Genomic DNA, 15,424 nt, shown 5'->3' on the forward strand with positions numbered 1-15,424 from the left:
CCTATCCAGCGGCGATGCGCTGCTCGGCGTCGTAATCGCGTTTCCAGCCAACCACTCCAGGCCTCAACTGCCAGGGATGCGGTCCGGACAGCGGCCGGTATTCCACTCCCATGGCCTCCAGGCGTTCCAGATGCGCGCCTTCGAGCCTGGCCAGGAAACCATCGTAGTCGCGGTTCTCCGGCTGGCACCAGAGCACCTCCGCCGCGGCGCTCAGCCGCGGAAACGCGGCGAAGTGGACCCGTCGCGGGGAATCCAGGTGTTCCGTCCAGATGTTGGCCTGCGCGCCGAGGAGCCTGCCCCGGAACGTTTCATCCGCACCCGCGGGCAGCGGTTCGAAGCCGTAGACATCCTGCAGGCTGGTGACAAAACCCACGGGCACGGGTTCGCCGTCGCCGTCGGCCTGCCGGTGGTCAAGGTACAGCTTGTGCTCAGGGCACATGACCACGTCATAACCGCTTTTGAGCGCGCTCATACCGCCTTCGTAGCCTCGCCAGGAGGCCACCAATGCACCATCCGGCAGCTCGCCGTCGCCGATTTCGTCCCACACGGAGGTAGCACGCCCATGCCCGTCAAGGTGCTTCGCCAACTGCCCGACAAACCAGCTGTGCAGTCCCGAAACGTCGGGCAATCCGAGTTCGGCGGCTTTGGCTTGTGCCTGGGCGCTGGATTGCCACTGGGTCAAAGGAACCTCGTCTCCGCCCAAGCTGATCCAACGGGACGGGAAGATCTGCACCACTTCATCGAGCACGTTGCGGTAGAACTCCAATGAGGTTTCCGAGACTTCCAGGACCGTCTCATTGATTCCCCAACGGGGCCACACCTCGGTGGCCACGCCCGTTCCCAGTTCGGGGTAGGCGGCGATGGCGGCCTGGCTGTGTCCTGGAACATCGATCTCCGGAATGACGGTGATGTGGCGCTCGGCAGCGAACGCGACCACTTCGCGTAAATCGTCCTGGCTGTAGAACCCGCCGTGCGGAAGCCCATCGAAAACCCCTGCCCGCCAAGAACCAAGCGAGGACTCGCGACGCCATGCCCCGGTCTCGGTAAGTTTCGGGTAGCGATTGACCTGGATCCGCCAGCCTTGGTCGTCCGTGAGGTGCAGGTGCAGGACGTTGAGCTTGTGCATGGCCATCACCTCGATGAACCGCAGCAGGTTGTCCTTGGGCATGAAGTGCCGGGCCACGTCCAGCATGGCCCCGCGGTACCCGAAACGCGGGTGGTCCTGGATGGATACCTTGGGAACCGGCCATGCGCCATCCGTTTCCGGAACGGGCGCTTGCCGGAACGCGGCGGGTCCCATCAGCTGCAGGAGCGTCTGCGCGCCATAGAAGGCTCCGGCCGGACCGCCCGCATGAATCACGACGGCGGCGCCCACCTCCAGTCGGTACGCCTCGGCGTCGAGCTCCGGGTCAAGCAGGAGGCTGATACCCGCATCGGCCGCGGCGGCCGGGAACAGGTCCCAGCCAGTGGCCGCTCCGAGGTTCCGGGCCAGCCAGCGGCGCGCACTGTTGAGCTCCGGATCGGCGGCCAGCGTGGTGGCTGCGTCCAGTTCCAGGAAACCGACACGCGACTCCACCGAGTACGGCACGGGAACCAGCAGATCCGCGGCGCTCATCCCTTCACCGCCCCCGCCAGCCCGGACACGAGTTTTCGCTGCACTGCGATGAAGAAGATCAGCACGGGAATGGTCATAATCACGGAACCGGCCATGATGGCACCCCAATCGTTCTGGTCGGGCTTGAAGAAGGTCAACAATGCCATGGGCAGGGTCTGGTTCTCCTGGGCGGAAATGATGAATGTCTTGGCGAAGAGGAAGTCGTTCCACGTGGAGATGAAGGAAAACACCGAGCATGCCACCACTCCGGGCGCCACGAGCGGGAAGAGGATCGAGCGGACAAAACGGAAACCGCTCGCCCCGTCTATGCGCGCTGCCTCTTCGATCTCGACCGGCACGGCTGCCACGAAGCCACGAAGCATCCAGATCGCGAACGGAATGCTGAATCCCACATGGACCAGCACCACGGAGCCGAGCTGGTTCAAGCCCACCAACGGTACGGCCTCCCCGGCATTGCGCAGCAGGAAGAACAACGGAATCGTGAGCGCTTCGACGGGCACCATCTGGGACACGAGGACCACGATCAGCAGCTTGGTGCGCATCTTGAATTGGTAGCGGGTCAGTGCCACGGAGGCCAAAAACGCCAGCACAGTGGAGACGATGACGACCACGAGCGCCACGATTACGCTGTTGAGGAAGTACCTGCCGAAGTTGTTCACTGACAGGACCCGCATGAAGGAGTCGAAGGACGGTTCCAGCGTGAACGGTGCCGCATCGCCGGCGTCGAGCGCCGTCTTCGGCTTGAGGGCCGAAAGGACCATCCAGAACAGGGGGAACGCGACAAGAAGCGCGATGGCGAGTGCCGCCGCATCGGCGCCGAACCGGCGTCGTCCGCGCTTGCGGAACTGTTGCGGCGCGTCCGGTGCGGGCCGGTTCTTGCGGAGTGGAACGTCGACGGCGGTCACAGGACTTCTCCCGTTCTCTTGAGGATGCGGAGGTAGATCAGGGTAATGATCATCAGCAGCGCGGTCATGATGACGCCGAGGGCCGAGCCGAGGCCATAAAGGCTGGCCGCGAAGGCCTGCTGGTAGCCGTAGACGTTCAGCACGAGGTTCTGCCCGGCAATACCGCCGCCATTGGTCATGATGTAAATCTGGGAGAAGATCTTGAAATTCCAGATGATGGACTGGATGGTCACCACCATCACGATGGGCCGCAGCATCGGAAGCATGATGCTGCGCGCGATCCGGGGCATGGAAGCACCGTCGAGCCGCGCCGCCTCAATCACTTCGGTGGAGATCGCCTGGATGCCGGCGTAGACCGTCACAAGCACGAACGGGAACGAACACCACACCACTTCGCTGGCCACCAGCCCGAAGGCGGACCATTTGTCGTAGGTCCAGGAGTAGCCGTTGAACTGGGTCAAGCCCACGGACACGAGTGCCTTGTTGACGAGTCCCAAGGTGGGGTCGAAGAGGAACAACCACACGGCGCTGCCGGTGACGGCCGGTGTGGCCCAAGCGCCGAGCGAGACTACGAACAGCGCGGTCCGGACCCAGGGCCGGAGCCGTGTGGCCAGCACTGCCAACGACGTTCCCACCAGCAGCGTCAGGACAACGCAGGCGCCCGCGAACAACACTGTGTTGCCCAGGACGGACCAGAACTCCGGATCGGCGAACAGTTTCTGGTAGTTCTCCAGGCCCGTGAACTGCAGTGGTGCCTTGCCACTGACTTGGGCCTGGCGGTAGTCATACAAGGAAACGTTGATGAGCTGGAAGATCGGGTATCCCAGCAGCGCGATCAGGACAATGAAAGCCGGGGCCAGGTAGAACCACGGTTCCAAGCTGCGCTTGCCCTGCGAACGACGGCGGGGCATGCGCGCCGTCGTCGGCTTGCGGTTCTGTTTGCGGTCCTGTTTGCGGTTCGCTCCGTTTGTGCCCGCCTTCGCGGATGCAAGCGCCGTCACGCCGCGCCACCTGGCGTGGATCGGACGTGCCTCACGAACCCCGTCATTTGGATCCGAAGACCTTGTTCATGGCTGCAGCCGCGTCCGCAGTAGCCGTATTGACGTCAGCTTTACCCGTGACGATCTTCTGGTACATCCCGGTGAAGATGCCCTGGGCGTCGATGGTGGACCAGGTTTCCGTCACGGGGACGAAATTGGTGCCGGCGGCGAGGGTCTTGATGAAGGGGTCAAGCTGTGGATTGGACGCCGCAACAGACGTCTGGACGTCGCTGAATGTCGGCAGGTTGCCCATGGCGTCGAACATCTTCTGCTGGAACTTCTTGCCAGCCAACAGCTCAACGAACTCAGCTGCCAGGGTGTGGTGCTTGCTGCTGTTGAAGACGCCCAGGTTGTTTCCGCCGGCAAATGCAGGGGCGATCGAACCTGCCGTATTGCCCGGAACCGGAACCACCGCGAACTTGTCCTTGACGGCGCTGGCCGCCACGGCCTTGTAGTTGAAGTCGCCACCGATGGTCATGGCCGACTTGCCGGCGATGAACTGCTGGACGCTCGCGTTTCCGCCGAATTCGGCGCACGTCTGGGGCGGGCAGATGTCGTTCTTGAGCAGCCGGGCATAAGCCGAGATGCCGTCCCGGGATTCGGCCGAATCCAGACCAGAGACGAAAGTGTCACCCTTCTTCGTGGCAATGTTGCCACCGTTGACCCAGAGGTAGGGCATAGCGGAGAACTGCGCAGCTCCACCAACCGAAATCCCGAGCATGTCCGGGTTGGCTGCGCGGACGGCGCGGGCCACGGTTTCGACGTCGGCAAGAGTCTTGGGCGCCCCCAGCCCGAGCTTCTGCAGCAGATCGGCGCGGTAGTAGAGGGCTCGGACGCCGACGTACCACGGCACACCGTAGTTCTTGCCACCGACGTCCGTGGTGGCCAGGATCTTGCTGTCCAGGTCCTTGGACTCATCCCAGGCCTTGATGTCTGCAGTCATGTCGGACAATCCGCCGGATGCAACGTAGCTGGCGAGGTCTGTGTTGCCGAACTCGGCGACGTCGGGAGCGCTCGAGGGGTCGTTGAACGCGGCCTTGAACCGTTCTGCCCGGCTGTCGACGGGAATGTACTGGACGTCGACCTTGACGCCGCTGTGACTGGCTTCGAAATCGGAAACCGCGGCCTTGACTACCGCGGATTTGGGGTCCTGGTTGACTTCCGAGAAGAGCCAGACGCGGATGGTGCCGGACTTCTCATCGGAAGATGACGCGGCGTTGTTCGACGTGGGCGGGGCGCAGGCCGTCAGTGCGAGGGCGGCGAGGGCAAAGGCAGCCGCAGAGCGTGCGATTTTCAATGGATCCTCCATAGAGAAAAGGGTTGAGTGCCCGGCGGTCCCCCGCTTCGGGTATGGAAGGAAACTTTACAAACATACTTTTGTGAGCGGAAGCACAAGCGGCAAAAGGTTTGCATTGCAAAACGAGAATTTGTAAATAGGCGATCTTTCGCACGATGGCTGATACCCCCTGGGGGTACTTGATTTTATACCCCTAGGGGGTATACCTTTGGGGCATGAGCACGATCGATGTGGACCCCGCAGATTTGAACCCGGTTGATTTGAACATTGGCCAGCCGGGCATCGACGTTGAGGATGGAGCGCATTCCCAACACGGCTACTCTTCCAACAAGGACGCCTACTTGAGGCGCCTTAAGCGGATCGAGGGCCAGGTACGCGGCATTGCGCGCATGGTGGAAGAGGACAAATATTGCATCGACATCCTCACCCAAGTCTCGGCTGTCACTAAAGCCCTGCATGCCGTGAGCCTCGGGCTCGTGGAGGAACACATCGGGCACTGCGTCGTCGGAGCTGCCTCCGAGTCCGATCCCGTCGTGCGCGCAGAGCAAATCGACATCAAGGTCAAGGAGGCAGCCGATGCCATCGGGCGCCTGTTGCGGTAACCCCGCAAGCACTCACCACACCATTCAACTCACTACCAAGGAGCACGCCATGGGCCACACCGCCACCATCCAGACGAACGTCAGCGTTTCCGGAATGACCTGCGGGCACTGCGTTTCCGCAGTGAGCGAAGAAATTGAGTCCTTGACGGGAGTGGAGAATGTCGAGATCGATCTGAATGCCGGCGGAATCTCCACCGTCACCATCACCTCAACCCAGGAATTGTCGCCGTCCGAAATCGGCGAAGCCGTCGCCGAAGCCGGCTACCTGGTAGTCGCCAACGAGGCGTAGGGGCCAATGTGAGCAATCACGACATCCTCCACCAAACGGGCACGCGCATCATCGAACTCGACATCGAGGGAATGACGTGCGCATCGTGCGTGGCCCGCGTAGAGCGGAAACTGGGCAAGCTCGACGGCGTGGAGGCTTCCGTCAACCTCCCCCTCGAATCAGCCCAGGTAAAAGTCCCGGACAACGTCACCGACCAACAGATCGTGGACACCGTAAACGCAACGGGCTACAAAGCCTGGATCCGCGAATCCCGGCCCAGCCCGTCCAGCACCGTGAGCCACGATCGCGAAACCGACATGCTCGGCGCGCTCGAGCCCGGCACCGGGCATCTTGGCGAGCACTCCGAACCCGAACATGACCACAGCGATAGCGACCAAAACGAGTGGCTCCATGACCACAGTGGCGACGCGGGGGGCATGCGGCAGCGTGCGTCTAAGCTGGGCCCACGCCGGCAGGGTTCCCTGGCCGAGCTTGCGAGGTTAGGGGGCCGGTGGGGCGGAACGACCGAGCACGCCGAGCATGGCGCCGGTGGCGCCGCGGCAGGCGACCACAGCGCCCACGAAGACCATATGCACCACGGCCCCGCGTCCCGGCAGCTAAAGCCGAGACTGATCGCCGCTGCCATACTGACGGTCCCGGTCTTCGCGATCTCGATGATTCCAGCCCTGCAGTTCCCGCACTGGGGTTGGGTCGCCGCTGCACTGGCTCTTCCCGTGGTGACGTGGGCTGCCTGGCCCTTCCATCGTGCGGCCGCCATCAACGCGCGCCATTTCGCCTCGACCATGGACACGCTCGTCTCGATTGGTGTCCTGGCCGCGTACCTCTACTCTGCGTGGCAGCTCGTTGCCAACCCCATGATGACTGAACACCCCGGCATGGAGTCCATGGGAGGCGTGAGCGGCGGGCTGTACTTCGAAGTTGCGGCTGTGGTCACCACGTTCCTGCTGCTGGGCCGTTATCTCGAGGCCAACGCCAAAGCGAAGGCCGGCGATGCCCTCAAGGCCCTGCTGAACCTGGGAGCCAAGGACGCAACGGTGCTGCGCGACGGCGTCGAGCACAAGATCCCGGCCGAGCAACTCGTGGCGGGGGACATCTTCGTGGTCCGCCCGGGCGAGAAGATCGCTACTGACGGCGTAGTGACGGGCGGTGAATCCGCCGTCGACGCGTCGCTGATCACCGGCGAATCCATGCCGGTGGAGGTCGGACCGGGAAGCCAGGTCACGGGCGCCACGATCAATACTTCGGGCCGTTTGTTGGTCCGCGCGACCCGCGTCGGTTCCGACACGACGCTGGCGCAAATGGGGCGGCTGGTCAGCCAAGCGCAGACGGGCAAAGCCCCGATTGCACGGCTCGCCGATCGCATCAGCGCCGTGTTCGTTCCGGTCGTGCTGGTTATCGCCGTCGTTACCTTCGTATTCTGGCTCGCCCTGAGCGGGGACCTCAACGCCTCGTTCACTGCTGCTGTGGCGGTCCTCGTGATTGCCTGCCCGTGTGCGCTTGGGCTCGCGACACCCGTTGGCCTCTTGACCGGGACCGGTCGGGGCGCGCAGCTCGGCATCCTCATCAAGGGTCCACAGGTGCTTGAAGATACGCGCACGGTGGACGCCATCCTGTTGGACAAGACCGGAACCGTCACGAGCGGAAAGCTGGCCGTCGGACATACCCTGGCCTTGAACGGCCACTCCCCCGCCGACGTCCTGTCTCTCGCCGGCGCAGTCGAGGCAGCGTCGGAGCACCCCATCGCCCACGCCATTGCCGCCGCAGCCAAGTCCGCAATGCCCGACGCCGGCCCCCTCCCCGCCGTGAAGGACTTCAGTTCCGCCCCGGGCGGCGGAGTCCGGGGAACGGTTGCGCTGAACGGAGCAGGGAATGGCGCTCGTCGGACGGTCGTGGCCGGCAGGACCGGCTGGCTGGAAGACAACGGAATCTTCCCCGACGATGCACAGCGCCGGGCCCTGGCCACTGAGGAAGCTGGTGGGGCTACCGCCATCTGGGTTGCTGTGGACGGGGAGCCCGCCGGGATCGTGTCGCTAAGGGACACTGTCAAACCCGGTTCGGCGGCAGCCATCGCAAAGCTCAAGGAACTCGGGATTCGCCCTCTGCTGCTGACCGGAGACAACGCCGCCGTCGCCGCCCAAGTGGCCACCGCCGTCGGGATCTCCCCGGAAGACGTATTCGCGGGAGTCCTGCCGGAAGGCAAGGTGGACGCGGTGCGGAAACTCCAGGCCCAGGGTTCCACTGTGGCCATGGCAGGGGACGGAGTCAACGACGCCGCTGCGCTGGCGCAAGCCGACCTTGGCATAGCCATGGGATCGGGTACCGACGTTGCCATCGAGGCCTCGGATCTGACCGTGATGGGCAGTGACCTCGGCCAGCTGGTGCAAGCCATCGAGCTGTCCCGGAAGACCCTCACCACCATCAAGACAAACCTGTTCTGGGCCTTCTTCTACAACGCCATCGGTATCCCGGTGGCAGCCCTTGGTTTGCTCAACCCGATGATCGCCGGTGCGGCCATGGCCGCGAGCTCGGTCCTGGTGGTCGCGAATTCACTACGGCTGCGCTCCTTCGCAAAGTAGCCCCCACCGCCACCGTGGGCCCCACCCAACTGATCCCCACCGCCACCCTCGCCTCGCAAGCTCGGCCAGGGAACCCTGGCGGCGTGGGCCCACGCAGTTGTTGTCGTTATCCGGCGTGAAAACGGCAACAACTGCCAGTTAGTTTGGGGGAAGCTAGCAGTTTGGGGGAAGCTAGGCCGTTCCGAAACGAACGGCTGCCCGGGCCCTGGCTTTTGCCGCCTCCTCGTCGCGGTTGCGCGCTGGCGCATGGGTCACGAGGGAATCGAGCAGGTGCTGGGTGATGTGCGCGATCTCATGGACAGCCTCGGCGAACGCTTCCTCGTTGACCTTCGAGGGCTTCGTCGTGCCACTGATCTTGCGCACGTATTGCAGGGCTGCGGCTTCCACCTCCGCAGAGGTGGCTCGTGGCTCAAAATTGTGGAGGGTGTGAATGTTCCGGCACATATCAACATGCTAGGCCCCGCTCTCCCGTGCCGGGACCCCTTGAAGCGATATCTGAGCCCTGACAAAGGTCCTGAAGTCGTAGCTGCGGGACCACCGGAGATTGTTTCAGAGCACCCTCTCCGAGGGAACCGGCTCGACGTCGTTCGCGTGGTCAAGCTCAAGGGCCGTGTGGTCTTCGCCGAATCCGGCGGCATCGCGCTTGTCAGCCCGTAGCTCGTCGATTCGCACCAGAACCACCCCGCACACGATGAGTGCCCCGCCCACGAGCTGGATGGCTCCGGGCAATTCGGCCAGGAGAAGCCAGGCCCACACGACGGCAAACAACACCTCCGTGAGCGAGACAAAGGAAGCCCCCTTGGAACCAAGGCTTCGGGCAGCCATGATCCCCGTGACGTAAGACAGCACGGTGGACAGGATGACGAGGCCGGCGATCGAGACCCACCACGGCGTTGTCCACGGCCCGAGATGCGTATCCGCGGTGGCGAAAGTCATGGTCAGCAGACCGGTCCCGCCGGCAATCCAGATAAGGATTGAACCTGCCATGAGACCGCCTGCGGCCAGCACGATGGGCGGCAATGTGTCGTTCTGCTTGGCGGTGATGAAGAAGTAGATGACCAGGCAGACGGCTGCGGCCATGCCCCACAGGACGCCAATGAAGTCCACCTTCACAGAGCCGGTGAGATCAAGCACCAGGACGAGCCCGCCGAGGGAAAGCAGCGTTCCAATAGCGGTGAGGGCCCGGGGGCGGCGTCGGCTCGCGACCCAGAGCCACAAGACGATCATGGTTGGCGCGAGATATTCGAGCAGGAGGGCGACACCCACGGACAGCTTGGATACCGCGTTGAAGTAGAAAAGCTGACACCCGGCGACGCCAATCACGCCGAACAACAGGATGGTGAGCCAATTGTCCTTGAGCTGGTGCCAACGGCCCCGGAGAGCGACGACGGCCGGGATCACCAAGATGAGTGAGGCACCGCTCAAGCGGATGGCAACTGCCGCGCCGGGGGTCCACCCGGTTTCCAGGAGCGACTTGGCGAACGAGCCGGACAAGCCGAAAACAGCTGAGGAAAAGAGCGCGAGCCCCAGGCCCGACGCCATGAAGCCCGCAGCACCAGCCCGGTTTGTTGCAGCTGACACAGCAGCCTCCTGTCAGGAGTAAAATGGGTTACGCTGCTGACAATACCCCCGAGAGATGTAAGGAGTCAAAGTGCTTTTTGCACCTGACACTGAAGTGGCGCTTCGAACCGTGGTCAATTTGATCAATACGGCCGCCAACGGGACCGAATCCCTCACGGGTGCCGCCGAGCTCCACGCCTTCCTCGACGCGGAAGAATTCACGGGGACCAGGGAGGGAACCGAGGCGGAATTGGCCAGCGCGAAGCGCCTGCGGAGCCAGTTGGCTTCCCTGTGGACAGCGGACGAGGACGCGGCCGCAAAGACCGTCAACCAACTCCTCACCGACGCGCGTGCACTTCCCCAGCTGGTCAAGCACGACCATTGGGATTGGCACTTGCACGCCACCACTCCTGAAGCGCCCCTCGCGGAACGCATGGGGACGGAGGCTGCCATGGCACTCGTCGACGTCATCCGCAGCAAGGAAATGGACCGCCTGCGGGTGTGCGCGGCAGACGATTGCGACGCGGTTGTGCTGGACTTGAGCCGCAACCGTTCCAAGCTCTATTGCGATACCGGCAACTGCGCCAACCGAACCCACGTGGCCGCCTACCGGGCCCGGAAGGCCTCAGGTACGGAGTGAGCCGGCGCGAGCGTCACGCGGAGCAACTTTTCGGGGCGCACGACGGCGGCCTGCCGCGGGTTTCCGGGGTCGCCGGGGTCGCCAGCCGGCAAAAAGTTGCGTGGCGTGACGGGATACGAGGCTAGGACGGCCTAGTCGGCGTCGGGGGTTTCCGTCTCGCTGCCCGCATGGGGGGCCGCAGAACCGTGACCCTGGCCCGGCTTCCTGGAACTCAGGTTGACGCCCGAGCCCTTGCCGAGGTGCTCGGCGTTTTCCTTGTGGCTCATGGAAAGCATTGCGGCGAGGACAAGGCTCACAATGAAGGCGATGCCGGCGCCCGTAAAGGCGAGGTCAAAGCGCGGAGTCCGGGCGCTCCCGCCGGAGGCGAAAATCAGCACGGCGAAAAAGATCACGACGCCCCAAAACGCGGAGAACATCAGCGGTCCCTTAACCGAGGTCCGCATCTTGCGCGGCTCTCCTGGTTTTTGGTCAGCCAAGGTCATTCCTCCAATGTGGGTGTTGGCGCCGTTCGCGCCTTGAAAGTTCTACGAAGGGTAGAACGTACGACTACTAGTTTACGGCCTCAGCGGAGGGGCTTCGCCCATCGTGCCGGAGGCTCAGCCCGGACAGCACCCACAAGACTCCCGAGATGATGGCGCCACCGCCGGCAACACCGAGAAGTGCGTGCGCTCCAAGGCTGATGAAGAACGGCAACGCAACGGCGGTGCCGATGCCCACCACACCGGAAATGATCCAGTCGCGGGCAAGCACATGGTGTCCGCGCTGCCGGAATCCCTGGACCAGCTCAAACACCCCGAGCACCAGCAACCCTACGAGCGCGGAAACGCCAACCCCCGTGTCGGACTGCGTAATCAAGGCACCCACCCCTGCCAGGCCAACGACGACAGCCGCGGCCGCCGGAACACTCGCAGCCAGGAACGCGCCGCCCGCGGTTGCGAGCAGGTAGAGCCCTGTAGCCCAGGCCAGAACGTGAACGGATGGCGAGCCCCAGAAGACGGTCACGGCTCCAAACACCAGCGCAGCACCGGCGCGGAGAAGTACGGGCTTCCAGAGTCCGGTTGCTGAAGGCGTGGATGAAGTCGCTGAAGAGGTGGGGAGAGTCACCAGTCCAGTTTAGTGCGAACCGAGGACCATCCATTTGTCAGAGCGGGCGCGCAGCCCCAGCGTGACCCCGCGGGCCATCATGTAGCCCAGCGCGAACGTGACCCAGAGCCAGACGAGCCCCGCCGCGCCGTCGGGCTTTGTCACGTGGACTGCCACCAAGAGCGGCAGATAGACCGCGAGGTTCACGACGCCGGCAATCGCCAGGTAGCGGGCATCGCCCGCACCGATCAGGACGCCGTCCAGGACGAAGACGTAGCCGCCGAGAGGCTGCCCGACGGCGAGCACCCACAGTGCCGCGGTGAGCGCGGACTGGACGCTGGCGTCGGAGGTGAAGAGGAAGCCCGCCCACGGAGCGGCGACCGCGAGGAGTACACCGGTCACGACACCGAAGCCCACACCCCAGCGGATCATCGTGCGGGTGAGATCGCGCGCCCGAGCCGGACGGGCGGCGCCGAGTTCCTTGCCGATGAGGGCCTGCGCAGCAATCGCCAAGGCGTCCAGGGCGAAGGCAAGGAAGGAGAAAATGGTCATCGCGAGCTGGTGCGCGGCGAGGTTCACGGATCCTTGGGACGTGACCACCAGGACGGTGGCCAGTATAGCCAGGCGCAGGCTGAGGGTGCGGAGCATGAGCCATGAACCCACGGAGGTCATCGTGCGGATTCCGCGCCAGTCCGGTCGCAATGAAACCCCGTGGCGCCGGGCATTCCGTCCCACCATCACCAAATAGACGGCAGCCATGGCCCATTGCGCAATGCTGGTACCGATAGCTGACCCCGCCACGGATAAATGCAGCCCGTAGACGAGGGTCCAGTTCAGGGCGATGTTGATGGCGAAGCCCGCTGTTGCGACCACCAAGGGGGTGCGGGTGTCCTGTAGTCCGCGCAAGACGCCGGTGCCAGCGAAGATCAGGAGCATGGCTACGAGTCCTGGCATCGACCAGCGCAAGTACTCGACGGCATATGCCTGCACCTCGCCACCGGCTCCAAGCAGCCCGACGAGCGGCTCGGCCGCGAGGAAACCGGCCACGGCCAGGACGGTGCCTAGCAACAAGGCCAGCCAGACGCCGTCGCGACCTGCGGCCAGCGCTTTGGCGAGCTTTCCGTCCCCGATCGCCCGGGCCACGGCAGGAGTTGTCGAATATGCCAGAAAGACCATGAGTCCGACGGCGGTGTACAGCAGGGTGGAGGCCAGCCCGACGCCGGCAAGTTGAGGGACGCCAAGGTGGCCCACAATGGCCGAGTCGGCCAAGAGGAAGAGGGGTTCGGCGATGAGCGCCCCAAAGGCGGGGACAGCCAGGCGCAGGATCTCGCGGGAAGTGGAGGGCGTGGTGGGACGGGTCACTGTTTGGGGCACTTTCCCAGCCTAGCGGGGCACCGGCGAGTAGATTGTTGAGGTGTCGCTCCAGCATCCCATCACCGTTTCCGTCGCCCGCACCATTACTCCCGGTTACACGCGCCAAGCCAACGCATGGGCCCACGCAGGTCAGGAACTTGCCCGGGAATGGCCCGGCTACCTGGGTTCAGGATGGGTGCGCACGGCGGCCGATTCCGATGAATGGCACATGCTCTACCGCTTCGCCGATGCTGAAACCCTGCAGGCTTGGGAGGAATCCGAGGAGCGCCGATGGTGGATCGAAAGCGCCACTGAGCTCATGGAGGTCACGCGGGTGGAGCGCCGTTCCGGAATCGAAGGATGGTTCTCGCAACCCGGCGACGTGAACCTCGCCGTCCCGGAGACGGTGGTGCCGCCGCGATGGAAGCAGGCCGTCAGCATCTTCCTGCCGTTCTTTCCCTTGAGCCTGCTGGCCAATTTCCTGCTGCACCCCTTGGTCCTGGGCTGGCCGCTGGTTCTCCAGGTTCTGTTGAACATCTGCATCCTGACGCCGCTCATGGTCTACATTTTCCTGCCGGTCACCACCCGCCTCCTGAAGCCCTGGTTGGAAGCGAAGCGCAAGGGCCGGTAGGACCTGCCGGGACTGCGGAGGCGGTCTCACTGCGTCACGCTTGTTTGACACTTCAAGCAAAGTCGGAAAGGCTTGAGTTGAAGCTTCAACAAATTGACTCCGGTCTTGGGAGCTTCGCGACAGCCAACCGCTACCCGAAAACGGTGCAAAAACATGAACCAGTCCACCCTGACCAACACAGCCCTTACCGTCCTGCGCGTCATCGTCGGCTTCATCTTCGCCGCGCATGGCTGGCAGAAATTCAATGAGTTCACCATCGCCGGCACACAGGCCGCCTTCGGCAAGATGGGCGTTCCTGCCGCCGACGTCGTGGCCCCGATCGTGGCAAGCATCGAACTTGTCGGAGGCATTGCCCTCATCGCGGGCGTGCTGACGCGCATCTTCGCCGCTCTCCTTGCACTGGATATGCTCGGTGCCCTTTTCCTGGTCCACGCCCCGGCCGGCCTGTTTGCCGACAAGGGCGGATACGAACTCGTCCTGGCCCTCGCGGCCGCAGTGGCGGCCGTGGCCCTGACCGGCGCCGGACGAATCTCCGTCGACGCCGCCGTCTTCGGCCGGAGGGGTTCCAAGCTGCGCATTCTCGCCTAGGATCGCGTGCGCTGCTTCGCCGGCGACACCCAATTGCGCCGGCGATGCCACAAAGGGCTGGCGACTCCCGAATTCGGGCGTCGCCAGCCCTTTTGCATGTCACGGACCCATTTGCGTGTCGCGGAGCCGTGTGGGCGTCGCCGGCCCGTCATACAGCGCGCCGGCATCCACGCCGTCGATACACTCACGTCATGAGCGAGCTCCCCTCCCACTCCGTCACGTTGCGGTTCCTTGCTTCCCCCACCGACGTCGGACACAGCGGGTCCGTCGACGCCGGCACAGTCCTTGAGTGGGTGGACAAGGCCGCGTACGCGGCAGCTGTTGGCTGGGCGAAGTCCTATTGCGTCACGGCTTACGTGGGCAACATCCATTTCGCCGACCCCGTGAACAGCGGGGACATGGTCGAGGTGGAAGCGACCATCGTCTACACGGGCCGCTCTTCCATGCACATCCGGACCATCGTGTCCTCCGGCGACCCCAAGGGCGGCCCGGCCACGATGCGCAGCCAGTGCCTGGTGATCTTCGTTGCGGTCGGTCCCGACGGCCGCCCGGTTCCAGTCCCCCAGTTCGAGCCAGCGACGCCGGAGGAAATCGAGCAGCGCAACAGCGCCCTCGCGCGAATCGCCGTGCGGGAAAAGATCGTCGAAGCCATGAACGCGCAGGAATATACCGACGCCGGCACGGCCGAGCGCGTTGTTCTCCGCTTCATGGCAGCCCCCACCGATGTGAACTGGGGCGGGAAAGTCCATGGCGGCATCGTCATGAAGTGGATCGATGAGGCCGCCTACGTCTGCGCTTCCCGCTATTGCGGCAAGGACACCGTGGCCGTTTTCTCCGGCGGCGTGCGCTTCTACCGACCACTGTTGATCGGCGACGTGGTGGAAGTCGAAGCCCGCCTCGTCTACACAGGCCATAAGGGCATGCATATTGCGGTCCATGTGCGCTCCGGAAACCCCAAGACCCGCGAGATGAACCTGACCACCTATTGCCTCACGGTCATGGTGGCCAGGGACAAGACCGGCACGTCCGTTCCGATCCCACCCTGGGTTCCGGAAACCGACGAGGATCGTCGCCTTCACGCCCACGCCCGCGAACTGCTGGAGATCCGCGGAAGGGCTCCCGGAAACCGGATGCCCGACCATTTGCTCAACGGCAGGTAGGCGACGCCCAACACCGTTCCATGGCGAAGTGCCCTAAGGTGCAGTGGCCACCCCCAGCGGTGGCCATTGCACCTTACGGACTGCC

General features: G+C 64.0%; 16 protein-coding genes. 7 read left to right on the plus strand and 9 right to left on the minus strand.

The annotated features are described in order from the left end of the window. Nucleotide 1: 1 nt before the first annotated feature. The 4 genes from AC1DJW_RS06420 to AC1DJW_RS06435 are packed head-to-tail and all read right to left on the minus strand — an operon-like array spanning nucleotide 2 to nucleotide 4,857. Complete coding sequence (locus AC1DJW_RS06420; RefSeq protein ID WP_476900995.1) at nucleotides 2–1,615, minus strand: beta-N-acetylhexosaminidase; 1,614 nt, start codon at nucleotides 1,613–1,615, stop codon at nucleotides 2–4. Next, nucleotides 1,612–2,520 carry a carbohydrate ABC transporter permease gene (locus AC1DJW_RS06425; protein WP_390281398.1) on the minus strand — a complete coding sequence of 303 codons (909 nt, stop codon included), beginning with the start codon at nucleotides 2,518–2,520 and terminating at the stop codon, nucleotides 1,612–1,614. Before AC1DJW_RS06425 ends, AC1DJW_RS06420 begins: the two co-directional genes overlap by 4 nt. Continuing rightward, nucleotides 2,517–3,521 carry a carbohydrate ABC transporter permease gene (locus AC1DJW_RS06430; RefSeq protein ID WP_459342427.1) on the minus strand — a complete coding sequence of 335 codons (1,005 nt, stop codon included), beginning with the start codon at nucleotides 3,519–3,521 and terminating at the stop codon, nucleotides 2,517–2,519. The genes AC1DJW_RS06425 and AC1DJW_RS06430 overlap by 4 nt, the downstream gene beginning before the upstream one ends. A 43-nt stretch (nucleotides 3,522–3,564) precedes the next feature. Then, nucleotides 3,565–4,857, minus strand: a complete 1,293-nt coding sequence (locus AC1DJW_RS06435; RefSeq protein ID WP_476900996.1) for an extracellular solute-binding protein — start codon at nucleotides 4,855–4,857, stop codon at nucleotides 3,565–3,567. 215 nt (nucleotides 4,858–5,072) lie between these two features. Between AC1DJW_RS06435 and AC1DJW_RS06440 the strand changes: the two genes are divergently transcribed. The 3 genes from AC1DJW_RS06440 (at nucleotide 5,073) to AC1DJW_RS06450 (ending at nucleotide 8,324) form a co-directional block, all read left to right on the plus strand. Beyond that, nucleotides 5,073–5,459: a metal-sensitive transcriptional regulator gene (locus AC1DJW_RS06440; RefSeq protein ID WP_284751061.1), complete on the plus strand. Its 387-nt coding sequence runs from the start codon at nucleotides 5,073–5,075 to the stop codon at nucleotides 5,457–5,459. A gap of 49 nt (nucleotides 5,460–5,508) precedes the next feature. After that, nucleotides 5,509–5,748, plus strand: a complete 240-nt coding sequence (locus AC1DJW_RS06445) for a heavy-metal-associated domain-containing protein (RefSeq protein ID WP_390281405.1) — start codon at nucleotides 5,509–5,511, stop codon at nucleotides 5,746–5,748. Nucleotides 5,749–5,819: 71 nt separating this feature from the next. Next, nucleotides 5,820–8,324 (plus strand): heavy metal translocating P-type ATPase, encoded by a 2,505-nt coding sequence (locus AC1DJW_RS06450; RefSeq protein ID WP_476901045.1) that lies wholly within the window; start codon nucleotides 5,820–5,822, stop codon nucleotides 8,322–8,324. 171 nt (nucleotides 8,325–8,495) lie between these two features. On the opposite strand, the gene AC1DJW_RS06455 is transcribed toward AC1DJW_RS06450, so the two are convergent. Together AC1DJW_RS06455 and AC1DJW_RS06460 are read right to left on the minus strand one after the other, a co-directional pair. Continuing rightward, nucleotides 8,496–8,768 (minus strand): DUF2277 domain-containing protein, encoded by a 273-nt coding sequence (locus AC1DJW_RS06455; protein ID WP_234752874.1) that lies wholly within the window; start codon nucleotides 8,766–8,768, stop codon nucleotides 8,496–8,498. 105 nt (nucleotides 8,769–8,873) lie between these two features. Next, on the minus strand, nucleotides 8,874–9,905 hold the full coding sequence (locus tag AC1DJW_RS06460; RefSeq protein ID WP_476900997.1) for an EamA family transporter: 1,032 nt from the start codon (nucleotides 9,903–9,905) through the stop codon (nucleotides 8,874–8,876). A gap of 70 nt (nucleotides 9,906–9,975) precedes the next feature. Here AC1DJW_RS06460 and AC1DJW_RS06465 point away from each other — a divergent pair, with 70 nt between their 5' ends. Beyond that, nucleotides 9,976–10,524, plus strand: a complete 549-nt coding sequence (locus AC1DJW_RS06465; protein ID WP_476900998.1) for a CGNR zinc finger domain-containing protein — start codon at nucleotides 9,976–9,978, stop codon at nucleotides 10,522–10,524. 131 nt (nucleotides 10,525–10,655) lie between these two features. Here AC1DJW_RS06465 and AC1DJW_RS06470 read toward each other — a convergent pair whose 3' ends face one another. From AC1DJW_RS06470 to AC1DJW_RS06480, 3 genes are all read right to left on the minus strand, one after another. Continuing rightward, the gene (locus tag AC1DJW_RS06470) at nucleotides 10,656–11,006 is read right to left on the minus strand and encodes a hypothetical protein (protein ID WP_284751056.1); all 351 of its coding nucleotides are present in this window, start codon (nucleotides 11,004–11,006) and stop codon (nucleotides 10,656–10,658) included. Nucleotides 11,007–11,073: 67 nt separating this feature from the next. After that, the gene (locus AC1DJW_RS06475) at nucleotides 11,074–11,628 is read right to left on the minus strand and encodes a hypothetical protein (RefSeq protein ID WP_476900999.1); all 555 of its coding nucleotides are present in this window, start codon (nucleotides 11,626–11,628) and stop codon (nucleotides 11,074–11,076) included. A gap of 9 nt (nucleotides 11,629–11,637) precedes the next feature. After that, nucleotides 11,638–12,981 carry an MATE family efflux transporter gene (locus AC1DJW_RS06480; protein WP_390281414.1) on the minus strand — a complete coding sequence of 448 codons (1,344 nt, stop codon included), beginning with the start codon at nucleotides 12,979–12,981 and terminating at the stop codon, nucleotides 11,638–11,640. Nucleotides 12,982–13,021: 40 nt separating this feature from the next. Here AC1DJW_RS06480 and AC1DJW_RS06485 point away from each other — a divergent pair, with 40 nt between their 5' ends. From AC1DJW_RS06485 to AC1DJW_RS06495, 3 genes are all read left to right on the plus strand, one after another. After that, nucleotides 13,022–13,591, plus strand: coding sequence for an antibiotic biosynthesis monooxygenase (locus AC1DJW_RS06485; protein ID WP_284751053.1), 570 nt, complete (start codon nucleotides 13,022–13,024; stop codon nucleotides 13,589–13,591). Nucleotides 13,592–13,744: 153 nt separating this feature from the next. Continuing rightward, nucleotides 13,745–14,179, plus strand: a complete 435-nt coding sequence (locus AC1DJW_RS06490) for a DoxX family protein (RefSeq protein ID WP_284751052.1) — start codon at nucleotides 13,745–13,747, stop codon at nucleotides 14,177–14,179. Between the two features lie 191 nt (nucleotides 14,180–14,370). Next, nucleotides 14,371–15,339, plus strand: a complete 969-nt coding sequence (locus tag AC1DJW_RS06495) for an acyl-CoA thioesterase (protein WP_284751051.1) — start codon at nucleotides 14,371–14,373, stop codon at nucleotides 15,337–15,339. The last annotated feature ends 85 nt before the right edge of the window (nucleotides 15,340–15,424 follow it).

The organism is Arthrobacter sp. 05L417, from assembly GCF_056397865.1.